Raw genomic sequence first — 24,080 nt, forward strand, 5'->3', positions numbered from 1 at the left:
CTTGCCGCGCGGCTAGTAAACATGCGTATACTCAATTTGGATAAGTGCGTACGAAGGGGATGTGGTGTCTTGGTAGCCCAGGCACAGGCCGCGCCCCCCGCCCGAAGGCAGTACACCCACCGCGAGATCCTCGAAGTCATGTCCGGGCTCATGCTCGCCATGCTGACGTCGATGATCTCCACTTCCGTGGTGGGCACCGCGTTGCCGACGATCGTGGGGGAACTCGGCGGTCAGGACCAGTACTCATGGGTGGCCAGCGCCACCATGCTGACGATGACGGTCTCGACGCCGTTGTGGGGCAAGCTGTCCGACCTGTTCGGACGGAAACTGCTCTTCCAGACCGCTCTCGGTCTGTTCGTGGCGGCTTCACTGGTGGCCGGTCTGTCGCAGAACATGGGACAGCTCATCGCGGCACGTGCCGTGCAGGGCCTGGGCGTGGGTGGTTTGTCGGCACTTGCGCAGGTGATCCTGGGAGACATCGTCTCGCCGCGCGAGCGCGGCCGGTACTCCGGTTACATGGGGGCCGTCTTCGGGATCTCCACCGTCGCTGGACCGCTGCTCGGCGGGTTCATCGTGGACACCGACTGGCTCGGCTGGCGCTGGTGCTTCTACGTCGTGGTGCCGTTCGCCATCGTCGCGTTCGCGGTGGTGCAGAAGGTGCTGCGGCTGCCCAAGGTCAAGCGGAACACCTCGATCGACATCTGGGGCGCGACCACCATCACGGCCAGCGCGGCCTCGCTGATGCTGCTGCTGACGCTGGGCGGCAACGAGTTCGAGTGGAACTCGTTCTGGACCTACTTCCTGGCCGCGTTCGCTCTGCTTATGCTGGCCCTGGCGGTGCTGGCCGAGCGTACGGCCCGCAACCCGATTCTGCCCCCGCGGCTGTTCAGGAACCGCACGTTCGTGCTCACCAGCGCGGCCTCGCTGTTCGTCGGCATGGCCATGTTCGGCGCGATGATCTACCTGCCGCAGTACCTGCAGATCGTCAAGGGCCTGAGCCCGACGAAGTCGGGTCTGATGACGCTGCCCATGGTGGTGGCGCTGTTCCTGGCGGGCGTGATCTCCGGCAAGATCGTCACGAACACCGGCAAGTGGAAGATCTTCCCGGTCGCCGGTCTGGTGATCGTGGCCGTCGGCCTGTTCCTGCTCTCCCGGCTGCACGTCGACTCCAGCGAATGGCTCATCGGCTTCGACGTGGGCGTCCTGGGCATCGGCCTCGGCCTGTCCATGCAGATGCTCATCCTGGCCGCCCAGAACGGCTCCGAGCTGCGTGACATGGCCTCGACCACGGCCGGCGTCTCGTTCTTCCGCTCGCTCGGCGGCGCGATGGGCGTCGCGGGCTTCGGCGCGATCCTGACCAACCGGCAGGCCAGCGAGTTCGCCGACCTGGTGGCCCAGGCCCGCCTCCACCTGCCCAGCACCGGGCAGAAGCTGGGCAGCCCCGCCGCCATCCAGCACCTGCCCGAGCCGATCAAGGGCATCATCCTGGAGTCCTTCACCCGGGCCCTGGAGACGGTGTTCATGGTCGGCGTGCCGATCGCCCTGCTCGGGTTCGTCGCGGCGCTGTTCCTGAAGGAGCTGCCACTGCGCGGCACCACGATGCCGGCCGGCCCCAAGCCCCTCGGCAAGGACGACCTCGTCCTGGCCGGGCTGCTCCTGGAGCTCATCGCCCAGCGCGTCGAGCGCTCGAACGGCCAGCCGTCCGCGCTGCTCTCCGCGGTCGCCAGGATGGCGCCGCCCGACGGCCGCCCCGAGCGCGAACGCGCCTGGGCAGTCGCACAGAACGTGCTCCGGCCCACCTCGCGCGCCCTCATCGCGCAGGCCACGCCGGCGCAGCAAGACCTCGTATCCGGAGGAGTCTCACAATGATTCGCAAGTTCGTGGGCGCCGTAGCGGCCGCCCTGGCGGTCATGGCCGGCCTGTGGCTGATGATCGCCCCCTTCGCCCTCGGCACGCAGCCCGAGAACGCCGACTGGACCGACCCCACCACGACCGAGTTCTTCTCGGGCCTGGGCGTGACCGTCTTCGGTCTCGTGGGCGTCGTCGGCTTCGTCCTGGCCATCTACGAAGAGCTCGTGGTCCGCGGGCTGGTGACCGTCAGGCAGCGCGTGCAGCCGGAGCCGGAGCCCGAGCCCGTGCCCGCCGCGCCGCAGGCGTCCTCGGCCGAGCTGGCGAGCCTGCTCGCCCCGCTCGTGGAGGCGCTGCGCGAGGACATGCACAACCCGAGCCGCGGCGGTGAGCACCGTCAGAACGGCAGGACCACCCTGGTGGGTCTGGAGGAGTCCCGATGAAGGCCAAGCTGGGCATTGCCGCCCTCGTCCTGCTGTTCCTGACCGGGCTGTGGCTGGTCGCCGCGCCGTTCGCGGTCGGCTACCAGCCCCGGGGCGCCGTGTACGCGGACGCGACCGTCAATGACCTGTGGGTCGGCGGCGGGCTCGCCGCGGTCTCGTTCGTCGCCCTGGTGATCTACGCCGCCGACTCACTGCGCGAGCTGGCCCGCCGCGGCAAGCACGCGGACGCCTGACGCGAGTCCTGCCGTGTTCGGCGGTAGCACAGACCCCGGCTGGGAGCCACTGGAAGGCCGGCTCCCGGCGGGGCAGTTCGAGATCGGCAAGGACGGCGCCGGGCTGCTGGTCGTCGGCTTCGACGGGTCGGACCCCAGCCGCAACGCGCTCGCGTACGCGGCCGGCCTGGCCCGGCGGGACGCCGCCGCGCTGCTCGTCGCCTTCGTGGAGCCGATCAACAGCGCCACGTTGTGGTTCTTCGCCGGCTCCCCGGTCATCCCGGACAGCGCGGCCGACCTCACCGACGACCTCCGGGACGAGCTGAAGGGCGCCGGCGTGCCCTGGCAGTTCGTCAGCGTCCGCGGGGACACCGCCCGCGAACTGGAGGCGCTCGCCGGCTCCTACCGGGCCGACGCCATCGTGGTCGGCAGGTCGCGTTCCTCCTGGCACGCCCTGGGCGGCTCGGTGGCCGTCGGCCTGGCGAAACGGGCTCGCCGTACCGTGCTGATAGTCCCCTGACCTGGCATGACGTCGCATATGGTGGCCAGATGAAACGTACCGCCGCCATCGCGTTCGTGGTGCTCACGTCCGTTTCGTGCGCAGGGCAGGAGCCCGTCGCCTCGTCCGGCGCCACGCCCACGCCCTCCGCGCCCGCGTCCGGGACGACGTCGCCCACGACCTCGCCCACCAGCGAGCCGAGCCCGACGGCTCCGCCGCCGTTCACCTCGAAGGTCACGAAGGTGTCGCGCGAGCGGCTGCCGTACTCGTGGCGGCCCGGTTGCCCGGTGTCCTACCAGGACCTGCGGCTGGTCACCATGTCGTTCTGGGGCTTCGACGACAAGCCGCACACCGGCGAGCTGGTCGTCCGCAAGACGGTCACCGACGACATCGAGACCGTCTTCCGCAAGCTGTACGACTGGCGCTGGCCCATCCGGCAGATGAAGCTCGTCGACGTCTACAAAGGCGACGACTTCGCCTCCATCGAGGCCGACAACACCTCGGCATTCAACTGCCGTCGCGCGACCGGCTCCAGCAATTGGTCGAACCACGCGTACGGCCAAGCGATTGACATCAATCCACGCGAGAACCCATATGTCACTGCAAGCGGTGGCACAGCGCACCAAAATGCCAAGAGGTACACCCAGCGCCCAATGAAGGGTAAAGGTGTGGTAAACCCTGGAGACAAGGTCGTAAGGGCCTTCGCCGACGTCGGATGGGAGTGGGGCGGCTACTGGACGGGTGCCAAGGACCTGCAGCATTTCAGCAAGGGCGGAGGCTGAGACAATCCCTCATGGCGGCTAAGGACGGCGACGGCTGGGCCGAATGCGGGCTCGGACACAGACATTGGGGCATCCACGGAGCGTCGGGCCTGCTGCTCGTCCACCATGACCCGCTCGGCGTGCCCCACGTGCTCATGCAGGAACGCTCCTTGTGGAGCCACCACGGCGGCACCTGGGGGCTGCTCGGCGGCGCCCGCGACAGCCACGAGGACGCCGTCACCAGCGCGCTGCGCGAGGCCCACGAGGAGGCCGCCCTCGGCGGCGACGGGTTCCGCGTCCAGGGCGTCTACCTCGACGACCACGGCGGCTGGAGCTTCGAGACGGTGATCGCCGAGTCCGCCGAGCTGGTGCCGGCCAAGCCGGCCAACAGCGAGAGCACCGACCTGCGATGGCTGCCGCTGCCCGAGGTGGCCGGCCGCAAGCTGCATCCCGGCTTCGCCGCGACCTGGGACCGCGTCCAGGCCGCCATCCATCCCGAGACGATCGTGCTCGACGTCGCCAACATCATCGGCGCGCGGGCCGAGCACGGCTGGTGGAACGACCGGCTGGGCGCGGCCACCCGCCTGCTCACCGACGTGGCGGAGCTCAGGCTGTTCCACCCGGTGTTGTCGCAGTGGTTCCCGCGGGTGGTCGCGGTGGTGGAGGGCGCGGCCAGGAGCACCCCCGAGATCCCCGGGCTGCAGGTCGTCGCCGCGACGGGCAGCGGCGACGACGCGATCGTCGACGTCGTGGCCCGGGCCAAGCCGTGGGAGCGGGTGCTCGTCGTCACGGCCGACCGCGGGCTCCGGGAACGGGTCGCCGAACTGGGCGCCGAGACCGAGGGCCCCCGCTGGCTCCTGTCACAACTGGGCCGCTGAACGGGCGGCACTGCCAAACAGGAAGCACCTCACGGGCGGCACGTCTAAACAGGAAGCACCTCATCGAAGGCGGCCGTCAGCCCGGTCACGTCGAGCACCCGCCGCAGCACGCCGTGCACGCCGAACAGGCGTAACGAGCCGCCGTGCCCGGCGACCGCGCGCTGGTGCTCCACCAGCGTCCACAGGCCGCTGGAGTCGCAGAAGTCGAGGTGGTGGGCGTCGATCGCGAGGTGCACGAGCCCCTCGGCGGTCAGCTCGGCCAGCCGCTGCCTCAGCAGGGGTGCCGTGACCTTGTCGAGGTCTCCGGCCAGGCGCACCGTCGTGTCGCCAGGACCACGCTCCACCTCGACGCCGAGATCCGCCACCTCCTGAACGTACACCCCTGCCACCACAGCCGCTATCGTGGTGTCCGCACAGGAGGGTTCGCATAGTGGACGAGTGCAGCCGCCTTGAAAGCGGCCAGGTCAGCGATGGCCTCGTGGGTTCGAATCCCACACCCTCCGCTCACTCGCGCACACCCGCGAACCCGTCGCCCACACTGGCGGCGAGCTGCAGGTAGGCCTCCCTGGTCGCCTCCTGGAGCCGGTCGAGGTCGATCTCCGCGCCCTCCTCCAGGTGCGGGTCGTACGGCACCCTGATCACCGCGCGGCACCTGGCCGCGAAATGGGCCTCCAGCTTTCTGATGTCCACCGCCGACTTCGACCGCGGCCGGACGCTGCACAGCACCACGGTCGCGTTCTTCACCAGGTCGGCGTAGTGGTGGGCCTCCAGCCAGTCGAGAGTGGCCGAGGCGGCCCTGGCGCCGTCCACGGAAGGGCTGCTGACCAGCACGATCTGGTCGGCGAGCCCGAGCACGCCGCCCATGGCGGAGTGGAGCAGGCCGGTGCCGCAGTCGGTGATGCAGATGGAGTAGAAGTTCTCCAGCACCTGGGAGACGGCCTGGTAGTCGGCGCCGCTGAACGCCTCCGACACCGACGGGTCGCGGTCGGAGGCCAGCACCTCCAGCCGCGACGGCGCCTGCGAGGTGAACGCCCTGATGTCGACGTACCGCTTGACCTGGTCACGCTCGTTGAGCAGGTCGCGCACGGTGGCGGAGGTCTCCAGCACCAGCTTGTCGGACAGCGTGCCCCGGTCGGGGTTGGCGTCCACGGCGATGACGCGGTCGCCGCGCATCTGCGCGAGCGTCGCGCCGAGCCCGACCGTCGTCGTGGTCTTGCCCACGCCGCCCTTCAGGCTCAGCACCGCCACCCGGTGGTGGCCGGTGGTCACGGGGGTGCGCGCCCTGGTCACCAGCTCGCGGCGGCGGCGCACCTCCGGCGCCTCGCCCGGCTTGATCCAGCCGCCGGACGCCTTGTAGACCAGACGCCGCCAGCCCTTCGAGGGCGCGTTGCGCCTGCCGCGCAGCAACGACTCCGGGTCGAGGCTGTCGGCGGTCGGCCTGCCGGTGAGCGGCGGGCGCTGCGGCGCGGTGAACACGGGGATGGGCGCCGGACGCCGCCGGCGCTCGTGCGGCGGCGGGATCTCCCGCTCGGCCGGCCGCCACTCCTGGCGGTCGCTCCACTGCGGGCGCTCGTCCCGCGCGGCGTCCTGGGGGGCGGGCGCCTCGGCGTGCGCGAGGTCGGGCCGCTGCGGGCGGCCCTCGCGGAAGGAGGTGTCGGACCACTGCGGCCGCTCGTCCCAGCGGGGCCGCTCCTCGGCCGGCGCGTCCTCAACCGCCTCCCTGCGTACGGGCTCCTCCGCGCGGACCGGCTCCTCTCCGCGGACGGGCTCCTCGAACCCCCGCGGCGGCTCGACGGGGGCGGACTCGGCGGCTTCGATCCGGGCGGGCTCGTCGAACACCCTGGCCGCGTCGGTACGGGCGGGCTCGTCGAACGCCCCGGGCGACTCGGTGCGCGACGGCACATCGAACGTCCTGGATGACTCGGTGCGGGACGGCAGGTCGAACGCCTCGGGCAGCTCGGTGATCATCGGCTGCGTCTCGTTCGACTGTTCGGCGGGCCGCGACCAGTCGCCGAGCGACGGCCAGCCCGGCTCCTCGCTCTCGCGCGCCTGCTCCTCGCCCTGCTGCGGGCCGTGCTGCCGGCCCTGCTCCCGGACCGGCTCCTCGCCCTGCTCCTGGCTCGGCCTCTCGCCCTGCTCCCGGCCCTGCTCGGTGTCCTTCTCCCCGCTCCCCGCCCGCTCGGGCGGCGTGAACGTCAAGGAGTAGCTGTCGGTGTCGTCAGGACGCGGCAGCGGCTTGAGCGGCGCCAGGAAAGGGTCCTCCGACCGGCCGAGGCTCACCGGCGGCACGGCCGGCTCATCCGCCGCGCTCTCCTGCCCCCTGCCGCCTTCCCGGCCCCTGCCGCTCTCCTGCGTGGCGGCCCTGTCCAGCCACTCCCCGGCCTCGCTCTCGGCCTCGGGCAGATCCTCGGCCGCCGCGTGGCCGTAAACGGAGTCGACGGCAGCGCGGAACAGCGGCGGCGTCGGCGTGTCGTGCGGCGTGGGCACGAGCAGCCACGGGTCCTTGGGGTACGGCGAAGCGACCGGCTCGTCCGCCGACGCGGACGAGGCTCCGACGGAGACGGGCGTCTCCTCCGTCTCCTTGATCGCGTCCAGCCAGGCCAGCTGTTCCTCGAGAGATTCTTCTCGATCGTGTCTTGCCACCGTGTTCCCCCTCGGGTGGGTCTAAAGGGGCAGCAAATACTTTGCAGGTTAACGCCACGCGTTCCCGCGCAGCCCGGCAACCCACAACTTCTTTGCCCGGCTACCGTGGATCGCATGCGAGCCATTGAGATCACCGAGCCGGGCGGACCAGAGGTCCTGGAATGGCGTGAGGTGCCCGATCCGGCCGTCGGACGCGGCGACGTGCTCATCGACGTGGTGGCCTCGGCGGTGAACCGCGCCGACGTCCACCAGCGGATGGGCTTCTACGACCCGCCGCCCGGCGCGCCCCTGTACCCGGGGCTGGAGGTGTCGGGCGTGGTGGCCGCGGTGGGGGCGGACGTCGAGCAGTTCAAGGCCGGCGACGAGGTGTGCGCGCTGCTGGCCGGCGGCGGTTACGCCGAGCGCGTGGCGGTGCCCTGGCAGCAGGTCATGCCGGCGCCGCGGGGCGTGCCGCTGGCGGAGGCGGCGGGGCTGCCCGAGGTGGCGTGCACGGTGTGGTCGAACGTGTTCATGGTCGGCCGGCTGCGGCGCGGCGAGACCCTGCTGGTGCACGGCGGGGCCAGCGGCATCGGCACGTTCGCGGTGCAGCTCGCCAAGGCGCTCGGCTCGCGGGTGGCGGCCACGGTCGGGTCCGAGGCGAAGGCCGAGCAGGTCAGGAAGCTGGGCGCGGACGAGGTCGTCAACTACCGCGAGGAGGACTTCGCCGACCGGGTGGAGGCCGACGTCATCCTCGACATCATGGGCGCCAAGTACCTGGCGGCCAACGTACGTGCGCTGCGCACCGGCGGCCGGCTGGTGATCATCGGCCTCCAGGGCGGCGGAAGGGCCGAGCTCGATCTCGGCGCGCTGCTGACCAAGCGGGCCTCCGTCCACGGCACCACGTTGCGCGCCCGTCCGGTCGACGAGAAGGGCGTCATCGTCCGGAGCGTCGTGGACAACGTCTGGCCGCTGGTCGAGGCGGGTGCCGTACGTCCCGTGGTCTACGCGAGCGTGCCCATGGCAGAGGCAGCCGATGCACACCGAATGTTGGATTCGGGAGAGCACGTCGGCAAGATCCTGCTAGTACGGTGAGTGTTATGAATGCTGAGGACAACAACACCCCTCACATCGTGGTGGTGGGCCCCGACTTCCAAGGTCAGGGCGATAGCGGTGATGAAGAGCGCTCGGTCACCAACCTGGTCGAGCAGCCCGCCAAGGTGATGCGCATCGGCAGCATGATCAGGCAGCTCCTGGAGGAGGTGCGCGCCGCCCCCCTCGACGAGGCCAGCCGCAAGCGGTTGAAGGAGATCCACGAGTCCTCCATCAAGGAGCTTGAGGACGGTTTGGCGCCGGAGCTGGTCGACGAGCTGGAACGGCTGTCGCTCCCGTTCACCGACGACAACGGCACGCCCCCCAGCGAGGCCGAGCTGCGCATCGCGCACGCCCAGCTCGTGGGCTGGTTGGAGGGTTTGTTCCACGGTATCCAGACCACCCTGTTCGCCCAGCAGATGGCGGCCAGGGCCCAGTTGGAGCAGATGCGCAGGGCGCTGCCCGGCGTGCCGGGTGACGAGGGCCACCGGCCGCCGAGCGGGTCGGGCCCCTACCTGTAGAGCCGTTCCAGCACCTGAGCGACGCCGTCCTCGTCGTTGGACGCGGTCACGTGATCGACCGCCGCCAGCACGTCGGGGTGGGCGTTCGCGACGGCGTACGACGTACCTGCCCAGCTCAGCATGGGCAGGTCGTTCGGCATGTCGCCGAAGGCGACCACGTGGGCAGGCTTGATCTCGTGCCGCCCGGCGAGCGTGGCCAGCGCCGTGGCCTTCGTCACGCCCTGGGCGCTCATCTCGACCAGGCCGCCGTGGCTGGAGTGGGTCGCGGTCACCAGGTGGCCCACCAGGTCATGCACGGTCGCGTGCAGCTCGTCGGCGCCCATCTCGGGATGGAGGGCGAGCAACTTGGCGCAGGGCCGGGCGGTCAACGCGTCACGGTCAATCCGGACAACTCCGACACCCTTGCGATCCAGGCCACCGAGCCGGAAATCGGACTCATGCGCAAAACCACCTTCATACTCGACCGAAAATGCGAGACCGGACACGTTCGCTCGTAGCTGAGCGACGACTTCCCCGAGTACGTGTGCGTCGATGAGGTGAGATTCCACTATCCGTTCGGTATGGAGGTCGTAGATCAGTGCGCCGTTGGCGCATACGGCCAGGCCACGGTGCCGTACGGCGCCCGCGACCTCCCTCATCCACCTGGGCGGCCGTCCGGTCACGAAGACGAGCGCGGCCCCGGATTCCTCGACTTTCGCGAAGGCCGCAGCCGTCCGGGGAGACACGGTTCCGTCGGCGCGCAGGGCGGTGCCGTCGAGGTCGGTGGCCACTAGGCGCGGCGGTGCAAGGCTCTGCATAACAGGTTCCAGTTTGCCCGGTGATGCCGCCTGACAGAAATCTTCGTAGGGACGGGAACACCAACGCGCCAGAATGGTGTTAGATGTGATGGCGTTGTATTAGCTGATCCCGTAGTGAAAACCAGCATGACTTTGTCTGAGCCACCCCGGGTGCCTGCTGTACGACACACCGGGATCCACGAGGTGTGGGTCCCATAGATTCACATCCTGAGGGAGAGCTTTTATGGCTCAGGGAACCGTCAAGTGGTTCAACGCTGAGAAGGGCTTCGGCTTCATCGCCCCGGACGGCGGTGCGCCGGACGTGTTCGTGCACTTCTCCGAGATCGTCGGCAACGGCTACCGCAGCCTTGAAGACGGCCAGCGGGTCGAGTTCGAGATCACGCAGGGACAGAAGGGGCCGCAGGCCTCCCAGGTCCGTGCTATCTGACCTGTAGTTCGTAGTTCGCAAGTAAGGCCGGGGTCCGCATTCCAGCGGACTCCGGTCTTTTTGCTTCTCGCCCCGTAGACCGCCATCGCCTCTCGCCAAAGCCTGAGGACGCCGTGGCGGCCCCGAGAGGCGTCGGGCGGCCCCTCCCCGCGTCCGGACATGTACTCGCGCCTCAGCGGCCGCCTGAAGCGCCTGCCGAACTTCTGTCCACAGGCGCATCTCGCCCTGTGGACAAAGGGGAGCTTCACAAATCAATCACGGCCTCGGGCACGGCCCAACTTCCCTCCGTCTCCGGCCATCCACCCGTATATGAGGTACGCGTGGTTATGTCACCCCGTGACCATCACCGGGGTCATCCTGCTCCTGCTCAACGACCACCTCTTCAAGCCGCTCTGGCCAGGCCTCCTCACCGGCAAGCTCAGTGACCTGGCCGGACTCGTGGTCGCCCCCGCCGTGCTGGCACTGCTCCTCGGACGCCGCGCCGACCTGGCGGCCACCGTCCTGACCGGCCTGCTGTTCACGTTGATGAAGACCACGGAGACGGGCGCCGATCTCGCCTCCCATGCCTGGAGCCTCGTGGCCGGGCCCTCGCGCGTCCTGGCCGACCCCACGGACCTGATCGCCCTGCCCGCCCTCGCCCTGGCCTGGTGGGTACGGCAGCGCAGCGCCGGCACCGACTCCCCACGCCGGCGGATCATGGTCACCGTGCCGCTGGCCGTCCTGGCCGTGACCGCCACGGCCGGGCCCGTCCCGGCATCGGCGGCCCTGTCCGTGGACGTGACCGAGTCGGGCAAGATCGTCGTTGGGACGACCGGCACGGAACACAGCTCCCGCCTCTCCGACGACGGCGGCACGACCTGGACCGACGGAACCGCCCCCGCCGCGACCCGGACGTCGATCAGCGCCCAGTGCGTGCCCGGCCAGGCGACCCGCTGCTACCGCGTCCGCCAGAACCACCTCGGCGTGGACCAGTCGGACGACGGCGGCCGGACCTGGCGGCCCTCCTGGGAACCGTCCCCCGACGCCCGCCTCCGGCTGACCAGGAAGTACGGCGCGGACGAGAGCATGCTCATGTCCTACGACCTGGCGGTCCAGGCCAGGCCCGGAGGGCACGTCGTGGTCGCCGCCAACGGCGTGGACGGCATCCTGGTCAGGGACGTCTCAGGCGCCTGGCGTCGTCTCGGCTGGTCCTACGCGCTCGACGACGTGCGGGCCGACGAGGTGGACCTCAGCCCCGAGCGGAACGTCGCGCTCTTCCTGGCGGTGTGCATGCTGCTGGGCGGCGTCGGCGCCAGGATGCGCAGGTATCAGGGCGCGTTCGCGACATCAGGGGCGATCGGGGCGCTGGCCATGTACGTCGCGCTGGACAGCGGGATCGGCGAGACGGTGTTCGTCAACCTCACCGCCGTGTTCAGCTGGGCGGTCGCGCTGGCGACCGGGCTGGCGTGCCTCGTGCTGGCCTGGGACGGCAAGCCGCAGCCGGTGAGCGCGCTGACCGGCGTGGTGGCCGCGCCGCTGGTCTACGCGGCCGTCTACCTGCCCTTCCACGGCTGGGCACGCGGCACGCCCGAGACCCACGGGACCGCCGTCACGCTCGCGGCCCTGCTGACCGGCCTGATCGTGGTCGCGGGCGTCGCCGTCATCGCGATCGACGCCCGCCGCCACTCCTACTTGGACGGCTCCAGCACGTCGAGCCCCACGTAGGGACGCAGCGCCTTGGGAACCACCACCGAGCCGTCGGCCTGCTGGTGGTTCTCCAGGATCGCCACGATCCACCGGGTGGTGGCCAGCGTGCCGTTGAGCGTGGCCAAATGCTGTGGCTTGCCGTCTTTGTCCCGATAGCGGACGGCGAGCCTGCGCGACTGGAACTCGGTGCAGTTGGAGGTCGAGGTCAGCTCGCGGTAACGGCCCTGGGTCGGGATCCACGCCTCGCAGTCGAACTTGCGCGCCGCCGACATGCCGAGATCGCCCGCCGCCGTGTCGATGATCCGGTAGGGGACCTCGATCTTGGCCAGCATGTCCTTCTCCCAGGCCAGCAGCCGCTGGTGCTCCTCGTGCGCCTCCTCGGGACGGACGTAGGAGAACATCTCCACCTTGTCGAACTGGTGGACCCTGATGATGCCCCGGGTGTCCTTGCCGTACGAGCCGGCCTCGCGGCGGAAGCACGACGACCAGCCCGCGTAGCGCAGCGGCAGCTCGTCGCCGCTCACGATCTCGTTGGCGTGGTAGCCGGCCAGCGCCACCTCGGAGGTGCCGACGAGGTAGAGGTCGTCCTCCGGCAGGCGGTAGATCTCCTTGTCGTGGGCCACGTGGAAGCCGGTGCCCTGCATGGTCTCCGGCTTGACCAGCACCGGAGTGATCATCGGGGTGAAACCGGCCTCGATCGCCTGCTGCATCGCCATGTTGAGCAGGCCCAGCTGCAGGCGCGCGCCGACGCCCTTGAGGAAGAAGAACCGCGAGCCGGACACCTTGGCGCCGCGCTCCATGTCGATCGCGCCGAGCGCCTCGCCGAGCTCCAGGTGGTCCTTCGGCTCGAAGTCGAACTGGCGCGGCTCCCCGCACGTCTCCAGGACGACATAGTCGTCCTCGCCGCCCGGAGGGGCGCCTTCCTCGACGATGTTCGGCACCGTCTGCATGAGCTGGTCGAGCTCGGCGGCCAGCTTCTCCGCCTCGGCCTCGGCGGCCTTGACCTGGCTCGCGAGGTCTTTGGCCCGCTGGAGCAGCGCGGCCTTCTCCTCGCCCTGCGCCTTGGAGACCGACTTGCCCATGCTCTTTTGCTCAGCGCGCATCGACTCGAACGAGGTCAGCGCGGATCGGTGACGCTCGTCGAGGTCGAGCAGCGTTGCGACGACGGAGTCGTCCTCACCGCGGGCACGCTGCGACGCCCGTAGCCGGTCGGGATCCTCACGAAGGGTACGCAGGTCAATCACAAGGAAAGGCTACCGGCGCCCACCCCCGCCCCGCCCCCGGATTCCCCGGCGCACCACTCGGGGCGCACCCGCGGACCCCCCGAAGGCACCGCGACCTGTGTGAACCATCGGGAACGGTCGGACCCTGCGAACCATCGGGAACGGTCGGACCCGCGTCAACGCCTCAGAGCGGTCAGGCCCGCGTGCACGCCCCGGGGGTCAGAGCCGGCCGGATCTGATGCGGGCCAGCCAGTCGGCGGCCTCGGCGAACTGGGTGTCGGCCGTGCCCCTCTTGATCTGCGGCGTGACCCCGTCGGCGCGGGGGTAGCTGCCGAGGAAGCGCACCTCGCCGCAGATGCGGTGGAGCCCGGCGACGGCCTCGCCCACCCGCGCGTCGGCGATGTGCCCCTCGAAGTCGAAGTGGAAGAAATAGCGCCCGATGCCGTCGCCCGTCGGCCGGGACTCGATGCGGGTCAGGTTGACCCCGCGCACGGAGAACTCGGTCAGCATCTCCAGCAGCGCGCCCGGGTGGTCGTCGGCCAGGAAGACGACCAGCGTGGTGCGGTCGGAGCCGGTCGCCTCCGGCAGCGGCCCCGGACGGCTCACCTTGACGAACCTGGTCACCGTGTCGGACCGGTCGCCGATGTCGCCGGCCAGCGCGACCAGCCCGTAGTGCTCGCCGGCGATGCGCGCGGCGATGGCCGCGTCGTACGGCGAGCCGGGCAGCGAGACCTCCTGGGCCGCGGCCGCAGTGGAAGGCGCGGCGACCACCACGGCGTCGGGCAGCTCGCGGGCGATGAAGGCGCGGCACTGCGTGATGGCCGCGGGATGGGTGTAGACCCGCTTGATGTGCGCGATCTCGGTGTCGGGCCTGGCCAGCAGCGAGAACTGGACCGGCAGCAGCAGCTCGGCCGTGATCGTCAACGGCTCACCCCAGGCGAACTCGTCGAGCGTCGTGGTGATCGCGCCCTCGATGGAGTTCTCCAGCGGCACGACGGCGCCGTCGGCGTCACCGGAACGGGCGGCGTTGAGCGCCGCGCTCACCGTGGCGCAGGGCAGGCGCTCGGCGGCGGGGTCAAGGAGCCTCAGGGCCTCTTCGGTGAAGGTCCCTTCCGGTCCGAGATAGGCGAGTCTGGGCATGCATCCAGAGTATCCGCAGGTGGTCGCAGCACGCCGCCCTTTCGCCGACCGCGTACGGCACCCGTGTGGACACTCAGCGTGAACCCTTGAGGACCCGCGGCGGGACCAGCGGCCCCAGTCCGAGCCGGGCCGCCCGCACCGCCTGCTCCTCCTCCGGCGACAGCGGCTGCTGCCCCTTCCCGCCCACCACCGGACGCACGTACGTGCGCGTCTCGCTGGTGCCGTTGATCGAGGTCAGCACGATGCCGTCGCCCAGCCCGTTGATCATGGCCACCGAGAACGAGAGCCTGCCGCTCATCTCGGCGAGCGCGTCGTAGCGGCACACGGCCACGTCCCTGATCGCCTTGAGATCGCCGGCGCCCTCGCCGGCCTGCCTGGCCACCCTGCGCAGACAGTCGTCGACGGCGGCCCTGGCCTGCCTGAGGCCCATGTAGCCGATGAACACGCCACTCACCCCGGCCACGAGGCCCACGACTACCCAAGCGGTAACGAGCACGACACAGAGGGTAATACTTCGGTCAAGCCGGCTGCCGCCGTTTGGGCAACCAGGACGCCAGCAGCCAGACCAGAACCAGCGCCCCGAGCCCGAACCCGTCCTGCACGATCTTCCCGAGCACCAGGCTCACCCCCGGGATCCCGGCGGCGATCAGCGAGACCCCCCACCAGGGCACGGGCACCACGTAGAACAGCCAGACCCCCGCCGCCACCCGCAGCCTCACCGGATCGCGCCCGTCGCCGACGATCGCCCCGAGCACCACGACCACCCAGGCCAGATGGTGGATCCAGGCGACCGGCGAGAGCAGCACCGCCATCAGCGACGTCAGCGCCACCGCCGTCAGCTCGTCCTTCGCCTGGTACGCCGCCCGCGCCGCCCGGAACCCGTACCAGGCCACGGCCGCCACGATCACGGCCCAGATCACGAACGTCAGCGACTCCGGCATGTACAGCCGCAGCAACATGCCGCGGATCGACTGGTTCGTCGTGGCGGTGTTCGCCCCCAGCCGCTCCGGATCGAGCAGCGCCGAGAACCAGAAGGCGGACGCGTCCTGCGGGATCACCACGAACGGCAGCACCGTCAGCACGGCCGCCACGAACGCCGCCATGAAGAACGTCCGCCACTGCCTGGTGACCAGGAAGTAGATCAGGAAGACGCCGGGAGTCAGCTTGACGGCCGTGGCGAGCCCGACCAGGAAGCCCCGGGGCAGCCAGGGCCGCCGTGCCAGGCAGTCCACCAGGCACAGGGCGACCAGCAGGATGTCCACCTGCCCGAACCGCACCTGGTCCCGGATCGGCATCAGGTACGTGCAGGCCACCATGAGCAACCCGAACACCCACGGCACGTAGGCCCGCAGCGCCTGACGGAAGGCGAACCAGACGGTGACGGCCAGCGCCGCGAAGATGCCGGCCGTCCACACCCATTGGGCGGTGCCCCAGGACATCTCGGCCAGCGCCACGGCCAGCATCGCCGCGACGGGCGGATAGGTGAACGGCAGCAGCTGGGGCGCCGGGGTGAAGAAGTCGTACACCGGACGGCCGTCGAGCAGCATCTGGCCGCCGGTACGGTAGACGTCGAGGTCGACGAGCCGCTGGTCGTCCGGGTTGGTCAGCCACGTGTGCACGAGAGGCGCGGCCGCCGCCGCGACGACGAGCGCCACCACCACCCACGCCCACCACTGCCGCCGGATCACTCGCACCTCGCCTCTTGTCACGATGTGGCACGTTACCGTGGCTGTTGATCGAGGGCGCAGACACTGGGGGTTCCGTACATGCCTTACGCCACGCTCGGGGGCGAGCACCAAGCGCGTCGCGTACGCCCCGCGACCCCGAGCGCCCACCCCAAGCCCCTGCACGATCTCGGTGCAGCGGCGCCTCGGGCGCGCCGCCATCTCATCACGGTGCTCCTCGGCCTCCTGATCGCCGCCCTCCTCCTCCCCGGCACGGCCGCCGCCGCCCAGGGGAGCGCCGCGGCGGCCTCGGGCAACGGCGTCCCGGGGCAAGGCGGGCCGGCAGGGCGGCGGGTCGTCGTGGTCGGCGTCCCCGGCCTCCAGTGGAGTGACTTCAGCGAGTCGGGCACGCCGACCCTGTGGAAGCTCGTCGCCCAGGGCAGCTCGGCGTCACTGTCCACCCGCGCCGTCCCGCCCAAGGACCGTGGCCTCACCTGCCCCATGGCCGGCTGGCTGACCGTCTCCGCCGGTCAGCGCGCCGGCACCCCCGGACAGGGCTGCCCCGCCGCGACGCCTCCTCAGCCCGCTGGGGAGGGCGCCACCGTCCCCGGGTGGCGGGAGCTGGTGGCCTTCCAGGCCGACACCGGCTACGCGGCCCAGATCGGCACGCTCGGCCAGTTGGTGGCGGACGGCGGAGGCAAGGTGGCGGCGATCGGCCCCGGCGCCGCCCTCGCCGCCGCCGACAAGACCGGAAAAATCACCAAATACGCCCCCACCCTCGACGCCCTGAACGACCTGACCCCCTACAACCTGATCGTCTTCGAAGCCGCCGACCTCACCACCGCCTGGGCCCGCGGCCCCCTCGACGATCACGGCATCCCGGTCTCGCTCCCGGCCGCCGAACGCCAAGCCGCCGTAACCAGGGCAGACCAGCAGATCGCCGCCCTGATCGGCAAAGTGCCCCAGAACACCACCGTCCTGCTCGCCGGCATCTCCGACCTCAGCCCGAACGCCCACCTGCACGCGGCCCTCGCCACGGGACCGTCCCCGAGCGGGCAGCCGTACCCGCGGGGTGGCTCTCTCACCGCCTCCTCCACCCGCCAGGACGGCCTGGTCACCATCACCGACCTCACCGCCACCGCCATCCAGCTCCTGGGCCTGACCGCCCCCCGCGACGTGGTCGGCCGCGCCTGGCAGCCCGACGGCGACGCCTCCGCGCCGGCCGCCGCCACGGTGACCCGACTGGCCGACGGCGACCTGGCCAGCCAGGTGCTCCGGGACGTACGCGGGCCCTTCTTCACCGTCCTGGTGAGCGTCCAGCTGCTCTTCTACGCGCTGGCCGCCCTGGCGCTGCGCCGCCGCCGCTCCTCCCGTGCCCGGCAGGCCCTGCCCGCCTCCGACGCCGCCGGCTCGTCGGCCGACCGCACGCCCACGGCGACCGCCGCCGTGCCGGGCGCTCCCCAGGCGAACGACCACCCTGCCCCGGCTGCGGGCGGCGACCCGGCCGACGCCTCGAAGCTGCTGGCCGCCATCCAGGTGGTGGCGACGGTCAGCGGCGCCATCGCCGTCTCCACGTTCCTGGCCCAGCTCGTGCCGTGGTGGAGCCTGCCGATGCCGATGGTCTCGGTGATCGTGACGATCCTGGCCATCGCCGCCCTGATCACCGGCCTCGCGTTCGCCGGCCCCTGGCGTGCGCACGTGCTCGGCCCGCTCACCGTGGTCGCGGCCGTCACCTCGCTCGCCCTTCTGATCGACGTGATGACCGGCTCGGCCCTCCAGGTCAACGCCGTGACCGGCTACGAACCCGTCACCGGAGGACGGTTCTACGGCTTCAGCAACATCGCCTTCGCCGTCTACGCCACCGGCACGGTTCTCGGCCTGGCCGGGGTGGCGCATTGGCTGCTCGGCAGGGGCGTCTCCAGGACGGTGGTCGTGGCGCTGTGCGGCCTGTACGGCGCCTTCGCCGTCTTCGCGGACGGTTCGCCCTCGTGGGGCGCCGACTTCGGCGGTGTCCCGGCGTTCGTGATCGGGGTGGCGGTCTTCCTCATCCTGCTGTCCGGCAGGCGGGTGTCGGTGGTGAAACTCCTGCTCGTGGGGGTGGGCGCGGTCGCGCTGATCGCCGCCATCTCGATCTTCGACTGGATGCGCCCGGCCGACAGGCGCACCCACCTCGGCGCGTTCGTGCAGCAGATCATCGACGGCCAGGCGTGGACCGTGGTCGGACGCAAGTTCGGGGCCATGATCGGCGTGACCGTGGGCAACTGGCCGCTGACCCTGCTCTCGCTGGTCGCGCTGGCGTTCCTGTTCCTGGTGCTGGCCCGCCCGTCGCGATGGGGGATCTCGGCGCTGGGGCAGGCGTACACGCTGGCCCCGCCGCTCAGGGCCGGCCTGTTCGGGACGCTCACCTGCGCCTTCATCGGCTTCCTGATGAACGACTCGGGCATCGCCATCCCGGCCATGGCGCTCACGGTGGCGGTGCCGCTGACGCTCGCGGCCTGCGTACGGGCCCTCCAGCTCGCCACGCCCACACCACCAGCAGAACGGTCAACGCCAGCAGCGCCCACGCGATCTGAGGCCTGAGGACGCCACTGAGCCATTCGACGCCCCGCGGCTGCCCGTCGACCCGGGCGGGCAGGTAGGCCAGGGACAGGACCAGCAGGTGGGCGACCATGAACCCGTCGACGGCCGAGGCGCCCACCAGGGCGAGCATGCCGAACGCCAGCCCGTCGTACCAGGGCAGGATGTACGGCGTGGCGAACAGGTAGGCCACGACGAGCGCCGCCGCCACGACCGGCGCCTCCAGCCCTCCTGAGGCCCCCTCGCGGAAGGCGGACCGCCGGGACGCCAGCCGGAGCAACGACCAGGCGACGAGCGCGAGCACCACCAGCGCGCCCACCTGGATCTCGCCCCGGTACGCGCGCCCGGTGCCCACCAGGGCCCAGAGCCACCCCTGCACCAGCTTCCAGAACGAGGCGTGCGAGATCGCCTTGCTGGTGGTCGTCACCGGCGTGATCGCCTCGGGCCCGACGACCGCGTAGCCGACGACCACCACGGCCAGCGCGCCGGCCGCCATGACGGCGAGCCGCCCAGGACGGCGGCGCAGCTCCCACGCGGGCCCCAGCGCCACCAGCCCCGCGTTGAGCTTCGTCGCCACCCCGAGCCCGAGCAGCACCCCCGACGCGACCGGACGTGCCCTGGCCAGCAGCGCGGCCACCATGCAGGCGATGGCCAGGGTGTCGGCGTGCATGCCCGCGACCAGGTGGTAGAGCAGGAGCGGATTGACCGCCCACAACAGGGCGGCCCGCAGCCGCCGGGCGGGGTCATCCCTGGTGAAGCGGTCGATCAGCAGGGCCGTGACGACGAAGGCGGCGGCGTTGAACACCGCCAGCACGAAGACGGTCAACCGGAGCGAGTCGCCGCCGATCCAGCTCGCCAGCGCCTGCAGAGCGGTGGCGACGGGCCCGTAGACGCTGGGTTCCTCGCGCCACGGCCGCTCGACCGCGTCGGCGATGGGATCGCCCGGCAGGTCGACGGCGCCGTGCGTGTAGGGGTTGAGCCCCAGCGTGACCATCCGGCCGTACACGGCGTAGTTGAGGTGGTCGCCGGAGCCCGAGGGAGGCAGGAACGCGAGCACCCCCGCGGCGAGACAACCGAGCAGCACCAGCGGCCGGACCCGCAGCCCGGGACGCGGCCCGGCGGCCAGCGCCGCCAGCAGCCCGGCCCCGCCGATGAGCAATGCCGCCGCGCCCAGGACGAGCACCGCATAAGGATCAGGACGGGCATCCAGCCAGTACGGCGGCTGCCACCCCGGCCCGCCCAGCGCGGGAACCATGGGAGAGGGCCCGAGCAACCCGATCGTGATCGTCAGGAGCACCGAGACCGCGATCATCACCAGCCCGGGAACCGCGAGCCGCGCTCGAACGGCGTCGACGAGCCGCCCCGGCCGAGGCGCCGCCGCCCGCCCACCGGCCGCGGAGGCCCGGGCGAACACCGGCCGCCCACCCCACGCGACGACCCCGCCTCCGCCCGCCGGGAACCGGCGCCGGTCGGCGGCAGACCACGGAAGCCGCAGCGATGCCACCCGGAAGGGTGGGGCTTGTGGCTGTTTGCGGCGTCTCTCCGAAGTCACCCGCAAATTCCAGCACACTCGTCACGGCCCCAGCCCCAGATCATCCACGCCTGTGGATAACCCGGAGCACGAAATCACCGCTTAGGAAGGAGTTTGCCGAGATTTTCGACGACCACCGGCTCCCGGCTCGCCAGAGCCAGAGCGACGTCCCGCAACTGCCGGGCGCGGTGCAGCTGGGCCCGCCAGTCGTTGCCGGTGGCCCGGTGGGACATCTCCACCTCGACCTCGACGACCCTGAACCCCTTGCGCAGCAGGTCGATGGTGAGCGCCGTCTCCACGCCGAACCCGTGCGCCAGCGGCCGGGCGGCCTCGAAGGCGGCTCGGGTCAGGCAACGCTGGCCGTTGAGCGGCTGGGCGGCCTCGAAGCCGGTGGCGCGGCGGATGCCGTCTTTGGACACGCGCACGACTAACCCATGGCCGCCGAGCTTCACCCGCGTGCCGAACAGCGCGATCGTCATGTCGGCCTTGCCCTCGCGCACGGGCTCCACCAGCGGCGCCGCGGCGCTCGCCGTGTCACCCAGGTCGGCGTCGAGGAAGAGCAGGTGGCGAGGGGTACGGTCCTCGTCGAGGAGGCGTACGGCCTCAGCGCCCGTCTCCATGGCCGCGGCCTTGCCGCGGTTGCGGCTGTGGCGGACCACCCGCGCGCCCGCCGCCCGCGCCACCTTGCCGGTGCGGTCGTGCGAGCCGTCGTCGACGACCACGACGAGATCGACGCCCGGCAGGCCGGCCGCCGCGGCGACGGTGGCGGCGATGCGGTCGCCCTCGTTCACCGCGGGAATGACGACGGCCGTGTCAGCCTGCGTCATGATCCCTCGGTGATGAGGAACTCCTGCGGCAGCTCGTCATGCACGGTGAACACCGAGACGAGCCCCGTCACCTGCAGGATCTTGCGGACGGCCGGACGCGGCGCGGCCACCTCCAGCACACCTCCCCGCTCTTTCATGCGCTTGAGCGCCGAGAGCAGCACGTTCATCCCCGTGGAGTCGCAGAAATCCACGGCGGACATGTCGATGACCACTCGGCTGGGCTCGTCCTGCAGCAGCCGAGTGAACTCGGCCTGCAGGTGAGGCGCCGTATAGAGGTCGATTTCTCCGGTGATGGCAACGAGTGCGCACCCGGCATGTGATCGAGTCGAGACCTTGAGCTCCACATGGGCAGGCTAGCGGCGCGGAGGCTTCCGGTCACGTTGTCACGCCGAGAGGGGAACGACAGGTTTTTGTCCTCCGTTTGGGCTCCATCAAAACGGAGAGTACGCGAAGCTTGACAGCGTGACACCGGAACCGGCAACGCTTCATGGAGAAGGAGGGGCTGTGGCCCGCCCCATGGGCCTCGTATCGATGAATGCAGAGAAACCTGAAGATCCACAGCGTCAGGGGCTCCGGGAACGTCTGGAGACCATCCTCATCCGCACAGAAAAGGCCACGTCATGGCATGACGAAGCAGCGCGCCTGCGCAGTCTGCTGAACCACGAGGGCTACGTCCCGATCCGCACCAGGCTGGCGAGCGAAGACCTCGACTTCCTGGCCGGCTCCCGCGCCGACCTGCTCAGGTTCGCCGAGCTCGGGCTGCGGCTGCTCGACCTGCACCAGCCGCGCGACGCGGGTGGCATCACGAGCGACACCGCCAACCCGATCCTGCGGTGCCGGAGCTGCATGTGGCGCTGGCCCTGCCCGACATTCCGGGCGATGTCGGAGTCGTTCGGGCAACGCGACACCGCGCTCCCCGAACCCGCCTGACCCGGGCGCCCAGACCCGGGCGACCCACGATCGAGGAAGCGAGACCACAGCGGAAGATCGAGGCAGGACACCGTGCGGGAACGTCAACTTCCAGACACCAGGGGCAACCGGATCTCGAACCGGCACCCCGGTCCTTCGTTGACCACCCCGATCATCCCATCATGCGCCTCGACGATCCCCTGGGCGATCGCCAGCCCGAGCCCGGCGCCGCCGTCGGCGGTGGGCGTACGCGCGGCCTCCCCCCGGAACGCCACCTCGAACACCCGAGGCAGATCCTCCTCGGGAATCCCCCCGCAACCGTCGGCCACCGAGAGGCAGGCCATCCCCTGCTCGTCCACCCCCGCCCGCAGCACCACGGCCCGTTCCGACGGCGTGTGCCGGATGGCGTTGACGACCAGGTTCCGCAGGGCCCGGCCCAGCGCCGCCGCGTCGGCCTCCACGGGCACGGCCCCCGCCGCCTCCGCCGTGAGCACCACCCCCTTGGCCCTGGCCAGCGGCTCGACCCCGGCCAGCGTGTCCGCGACGAGGTCGGCGAGCCCGATCCTGGCCCGCGAGAGCCGCAACGCGCCCGCGTGGATGCGCGACAGCTCGAACAGGTCGTCCACCATGGCCGAGAGCCGTTCGACCTCCAGCTTGATCTGGCCGTGGTAGCGCGCGACCGTCTCGTGGTCGGCCACCACCCCGTCCTCCAGGGCCTCGGCCATGGCCCGCAGGCCGGCGAGCGGCGTGCGCAGGTCGTGGCTCACCCAGGCGACCAGTTCCCGGCGCGCGCCTTCGAGCGCGCGTTCCCGCGCGTACGCCTCCTCAAGGGTGCTCGCGATCTCCTGGAGCTCGGCCGGCAACCCCAGCGGCGCCCTGAACGGCACGTCGCGCACGGCCGCCACCAGCCGCCTGCTCTCCCCCACCACCCGCCTGGCCAGCACGAACGCGACCCCGAGCCCCACCAGGCCGCCCACCGCGACCACGCTGAGCACGAAGTCCTTGACCGCCCCCTCGATGATCATCTTCATGGTGATGGCGACCACGCCCGCCAGCGTCGCCGCCACGGCGACCACCACCACGACGGCCAGCATCACCCCGATCGACCTGGTCCGCAGCCGTCCCATGGCCCATACGCCGGCGGCGGCGACCAGCAGCCCCAGCCCCGCCGAGACGGCCACGACCATGGGCAGCTCGCTCACCGACACCATGGGATCGGGAGGCGTCACCCCGCGCTCTCCTGCGGCTCGTACCGGTAGCCGACACCCCAGACCGTGACGATCCGCCGCGGCTCGGTCGGGTCCGCCTCGACCTTCTCCCGCAGCCGCCGCACGTGCACGGTCACGGTCGAGGAGTCGCCGAACGACCATCCCCACACCTGGTCGAGCAGCGCCGACCTGCTGAACGCCTGCCGCGGGTTGCGCATGAGGTAGGCCAGCAGGTCGAACTCCCTGGCCGTCAGCATCACCTGCGCGCCGCCGAGCCGCACCTCGTGGGCGCCGACGTCCACGACGAGGTCGCCGTCGCGCAGCACGCCGGTGCCGGCCGTGACCGACGCCCCCCGCGCCCGGCGCAGCACCGACTGCACGCGCAAGGCCAGCTCCCGGGGGCTGAACGGCTTCGTCACGTAGTCGTCGGCCCCGGTCTCCAGGCCCACCACCCGGTCGATCTCCTCGCCGAGCGCGGTCAGCATGATCACCGGGACCGGCCACCGCTCCCTGAGCTTCCTGCACACCTGGAGCCCGTCGATCCTGGGCAGCATCAGGTCGAGCACCATGAGGTCGGGCGGGTCGGCCAGGGCCCTGCGCAGCGCCTCGGCGCCGTCGCCCACGCACTCCACCTCGTGCCCGTCGCGCTCCAGATAGCGCGCCACGACCTCGGACACGGTCGGATCGTCGTCGACCACCAGGATGCGGGTGTTCACCGTCTCACCGTACGGCTGAGCCCCACGTGGCGGACATGGTGGCGGACATGGACGTCACAGGTTCGTAAGCCTCGCGGATCATGCTCGCAGGACGTACGGTGGCCTCATGAGTAGAGTCGTGATGCTCGTTTTAGGGACCCTTCTCGGTCTCTTCGTGCTGTTCAACTTCCTCCTGCCCCTGCTGGCAGGTCTGTTCAAGTTCGCCCTGATCGTCGGGGTCGTCGGCCTGATCGTCTTCATCACCGTCACCGTCGTCGGTAAGTCCCGTTCGTCGCAGTGACGTCGCTTCTGTTCGATCCGTGGCTGGTGGGGATCACCATGATGGCGATCCTCCTGCTGGCCACGTGGGCGGCCACGTTGCCGCCCGTCCTCGGCGGTGAGTCTCCCGGCTTCCCGCTGACCTACGCGCGCCGCACGGCCTTCCAGCGGCTGCGCGATCCCGACGCGGCCGGACGCCCGCGTCCACGAGCGCCTTAGGCGAGCCCCGCTTCCGTCAAAGCGG

At 70.9% G+C, this 24,080-nt stretch carries 26 protein-coding genes and 1 tRNA gene; 15 read left to right on the plus strand and 12 right to left on the minus strand.

The features are described 5' to 3' along the window. The first annotated feature begins 21 nt into the window (after positions 1-21). Genes ACIBK9_RS03780 through ACIBK9_RS03805 form a run of 6 tightly spaced genes read left to right on the plus strand, consistent with a single transcriptional unit; the run spans position 22 to position 4,641 of the window. Positions 22-1,869 carry an MDR family MFS transporter gene (locus ACIBK9_RS03780; protein WP_397154931.1) on the plus strand — a complete coding sequence of 616 codons (1,848 nt, stop codon included), beginning with the start codon at positions 22-24 and terminating at the stop codon, positions 1,867-1,869. Next, entirely contained in the window at positions 1,866-2,291 is a 426-nt protein-coding gene (locus ACIBK9_RS03785; protein WP_397154933.1) for a hypothetical protein, read from the plus strand. Before ACIBK9_RS03780 ends, ACIBK9_RS03785 begins: the two co-directional genes overlap by 4 nt. Further along, entirely contained in the window at positions 2,288-2,524 is a 237-nt protein-coding gene (locus ACIBK9_RS03790; RefSeq protein ID WP_358290947.1) for a hypothetical protein, read from the plus strand. The genes ACIBK9_RS03785 and ACIBK9_RS03790 overlap by 4 nt, the downstream gene beginning before the upstream one ends. A gap of 13 nt (positions 2,525-2,537) precedes the next feature. Then, positions 2,538-3,023, plus strand: a complete 486-nt coding sequence (locus ACIBK9_RS03795; RefSeq protein ID WP_397154935.1) for a universal stress protein — start codon at positions 2,538-2,540, stop codon at positions 3,021-3,023. 29 nt (positions 3,024-3,052) lie between these two features. Then, positions 3,053-3,784, plus strand: a complete 732-nt coding sequence (locus ACIBK9_RS03800; protein ID WP_397154937.1) for a M15 family metallopeptidase — start codon at positions 3,053-3,055, stop codon at positions 3,782-3,784. 11 nt (positions 3,785-3,795) lie between these two features. Beyond that, a complete protein-coding gene (locus ACIBK9_RS03805; RefSeq protein ID WP_397154939.1) occupies positions 3,796-4,641 on the plus strand; it encodes an NUDIX hydrolase in 846 nt (281 codons plus the stop codon). A 44-nt stretch (positions 4,642-4,685) separates the two neighbouring features. On the opposite strand, the gene ACIBK9_RS03810 is transcribed toward ACIBK9_RS03805, so the two are convergent. Further along, the gene (locus tag ACIBK9_RS03810; RefSeq protein WP_397154941.1) at positions 4,686-5,021 is read right to left on the minus strand and encodes an STAS domain-containing protein; all 336 of its coding nucleotides are present in this window, start codon (positions 5,019-5,021) and stop codon (positions 4,686-4,688) included. Positions 5,022-5,057: 36 nt separating this feature from the next. On the opposite strand from ACIBK9_RS03810, the gene ACIBK9_RS03815 reads away from it, so the two are divergent. Further along, positions 5,058-5,144 (plus strand) — tRNA-Ser (locus tag ACIBK9_RS03815). Between the two features lies 1 nt (position 5,145). Here ACIBK9_RS03815 and ACIBK9_RS03820 read toward each other — a convergent pair. Further along, positions 5,146-7,284, minus strand: coding sequence for an AAA family ATPase (locus tag ACIBK9_RS03820; protein ID WP_397154943.1), 2,139 nt, complete (start codon positions 7,282-7,284; stop codon positions 5,146-5,148). Between the two features lie 114 nt (positions 7,285-7,398). Between ACIBK9_RS03820 and ACIBK9_RS03825 the strand changes: the two genes are divergently transcribed. Both ACIBK9_RS03825 and ACIBK9_RS03830 read left to right on the plus strand, forming a co-directional pair. After that, positions 7,399-8,355: an NAD(P)H-quinone oxidoreductase gene (locus ACIBK9_RS03825; RefSeq protein ID WP_397154945.1), complete on the plus strand. Its 957-nt coding sequence runs from the start codon at positions 7,399-7,401 to the stop codon at positions 8,353-8,355. A 5-nt stretch (positions 8,356-8,360) separates the two neighbouring features. After that, entirely contained in the window at positions 8,361-8,873 is a 513-nt protein-coding gene (locus ACIBK9_RS03830) for a bacterial proteasome activator family protein (protein ID WP_352318235.1), read from the plus strand. Here the strand turns inward: ACIBK9_RS03830 and ACIBK9_RS03835 are convergent. Then, a complete protein-coding gene (locus ACIBK9_RS03835) occupies positions 8,864-9,670 on the minus strand; it encodes an HAD family hydrolase (protein WP_397154947.1) in 807 nt (268 codons plus the stop codon). The genes ACIBK9_RS03830 and ACIBK9_RS03835 overlap by 10 nt on opposite strands. 223 nt (positions 9,671-9,893) lie before the next feature. Here ACIBK9_RS03835 and ACIBK9_RS03840 point away from each other — a divergent pair, with 223 nt between their 5' ends. Further along, complete coding sequence (locus tag ACIBK9_RS03840; protein WP_043619750.1) at positions 9,894-10,097, plus strand: cold-shock protein; 204 nt, start codon at positions 9,894-9,896, stop codon at positions 10,095-10,097. A 336-nt stretch (positions 10,098-10,433) separates the two neighbouring features. Continuing rightward, the gene (locus ACIBK9_RS03845) at positions 10,434-11,801 is read left to right on the plus strand and encodes a hypothetical protein (protein ID WP_397154949.1); all 1,368 of its coding nucleotides are present in this window, start codon (positions 10,434-10,436) and stop codon (positions 11,799-11,801) included. Here the strand turns inward: ACIBK9_RS03845 and serS are convergent. The 4 genes from serS to ACIBK9_RS03865 form a co-directional block, all read right to left on the minus strand. Then, positions 11,765-13,027, minus strand: coding sequence for a serine--tRNA ligase (gene serS / locus ACIBK9_RS03850; RefSeq protein WP_364327912.1), 1,263 nt, complete (start codon positions 13,025-13,027; stop codon positions 11,765-11,767). The two genes, ACIBK9_RS03845 and serS, sit on opposite strands and share 37 nt — an antisense overlap. A gap of 198 nt (positions 13,028-13,225) precedes the next feature. Next, positions 13,226-14,146, minus strand: a complete 921-nt coding sequence (pheA, locus tag ACIBK9_RS03855) for a prephenate dehydratase (RefSeq protein WP_387672065.1) — start codon at positions 14,144-14,146, stop codon at positions 13,226-13,228. A 73-nt stretch (positions 14,147-14,219) separates the two neighbouring features. After that, positions 14,220-14,642 carry a DUF4446 family protein gene (locus tag ACIBK9_RS03860; RefSeq protein ID WP_358290965.1) on the minus strand — a complete coding sequence of 141 codons (423 nt, stop codon included), beginning with the start codon at positions 14,640-14,642 and terminating at the stop codon, positions 14,220-14,222. A gap of 22 nt (positions 14,643-14,664) precedes the next feature. Then, positions 14,665-15,855, minus strand: coding sequence for a glycosyltransferase 87 family protein (locus ACIBK9_RS03865; protein ID WP_397154952.1), 1,191 nt, complete (start codon positions 15,853-15,855; stop codon positions 14,665-14,667). 186 nt (positions 15,856-16,041) lie between these two features. Between ACIBK9_RS03865 and ACIBK9_RS03870 the strand changes: the two genes are divergently transcribed. Next, positions 16,042-18,390 carry a hypothetical protein gene (locus ACIBK9_RS03870; RefSeq protein WP_397154954.1) on the plus strand — a complete coding sequence of 783 codons (2,349 nt, stop codon included), beginning with the start codon at positions 16,042-16,044 and terminating at the stop codon, positions 18,388-18,390. Here the strand turns inward: ACIBK9_RS03870 and mptB are convergent. The 3 genes from mptB to ACIBK9_RS03885 form a co-directional block, all read right to left on the minus strand. Further along, positions 18,275-19,801, minus strand: coding sequence for a polyprenol phosphomannose-dependent alpha 1,6 mannosyltransferase MptB (mptB, locus tag ACIBK9_RS03875; protein WP_397154956.1), 1,527 nt, complete (start codon positions 19,799-19,801; stop codon positions 18,275-18,277). The genes ACIBK9_RS03870 and mptB overlap by 116 nt on opposite strands. Positions 19,802-20,013: 212 nt before the next feature. After that, the gene (locus tag ACIBK9_RS03880) at positions 20,014-20,745 is read right to left on the minus strand and encodes a glycosyltransferase family 2 protein (protein ID WP_397154958.1); all 732 of its coding nucleotides are present in this window, start codon (positions 20,743-20,745) and stop codon (positions 20,014-20,016) included. Then, the gene (locus tag ACIBK9_RS03885) at positions 20,742-21,089 is read right to left on the minus strand and encodes an STAS domain-containing protein (protein WP_352318253.1); all 348 of its coding nucleotides are present in this window, start codon (positions 21,087-21,089) and stop codon (positions 20,742-20,744) included. The genes ACIBK9_RS03880 and ACIBK9_RS03885 overlap by 4 nt, the downstream gene beginning before the upstream one ends. A gap of 160 nt (positions 21,090-21,249) precedes the next feature. Here ACIBK9_RS03885 and ACIBK9_RS03890 point away from each other — a divergent pair, with 160 nt between their 5' ends. Continuing rightward, positions 21,250-21,675, plus strand: a complete 426-nt coding sequence (locus tag ACIBK9_RS03890) for a hypothetical protein (RefSeq protein ID WP_358290975.1) — start codon at positions 21,250-21,252, stop codon at positions 21,673-21,675. 83 nt (positions 21,676-21,758) lie between these two features. Here the strand turns inward: ACIBK9_RS03890 and ACIBK9_RS03895 are convergent, their stop codons facing one another. Together ACIBK9_RS03895 and ACIBK9_RS03900 are read right to left on the minus strand one after the other, a co-directional pair. After that, positions 21,759-22,883 carry a HAMP domain-containing sensor histidine kinase gene (locus ACIBK9_RS03895; protein WP_364327934.1) on the minus strand — a complete coding sequence of 375 codons (1,125 nt, stop codon included), beginning with the start codon at positions 22,881-22,883 and terminating at the stop codon, positions 21,759-21,761. Next, on the minus strand, positions 22,880-23,578 hold the full coding sequence (locus ACIBK9_RS03900) for a response regulator transcription factor (RefSeq protein WP_358290979.1): 699 nt from the start codon (positions 23,576-23,578) through the stop codon (positions 22,880-22,882). The genes ACIBK9_RS03895 and ACIBK9_RS03900 overlap by 4 nt, the downstream gene beginning before the upstream one ends. A 106-nt stretch (positions 23,579-23,684) precedes the next feature. Between ACIBK9_RS03900 and ACIBK9_RS03905 the strand changes: the two genes are divergently transcribed. Then, on the plus strand, positions 23,685-23,858 hold the full coding sequence (locus ACIBK9_RS03905) for a hypothetical protein (protein ID WP_358290981.1): 174 nt from the start codon (positions 23,685-23,687) through the stop codon (positions 23,856-23,858). After that, the gene (locus ACIBK9_RS03910) at positions 23,855-24,055 is read left to right on the plus strand and encodes a DUF6412 domain-containing protein (RefSeq protein ID WP_352318263.1); all 201 of its coding nucleotides are present in this window, start codon (positions 23,855-23,857) and stop codon (positions 24,053-24,055) included. The genes ACIBK9_RS03905 and ACIBK9_RS03910 overlap by 4 nt, the downstream gene beginning before the upstream one ends. The last annotated feature ends 25 nt before the right edge of the window (positions 24,056-24,080 follow it).

The sequence above is a fragment of the Nonomuraea sp. NPDC050227 genome (assembly GCF_044459705.1).
Taxonomy (GTDB): Bacteria; Actinomycetota; Actinomycetes; order Streptosporangiales; family Streptosporangiaceae; genus Nonomuraea.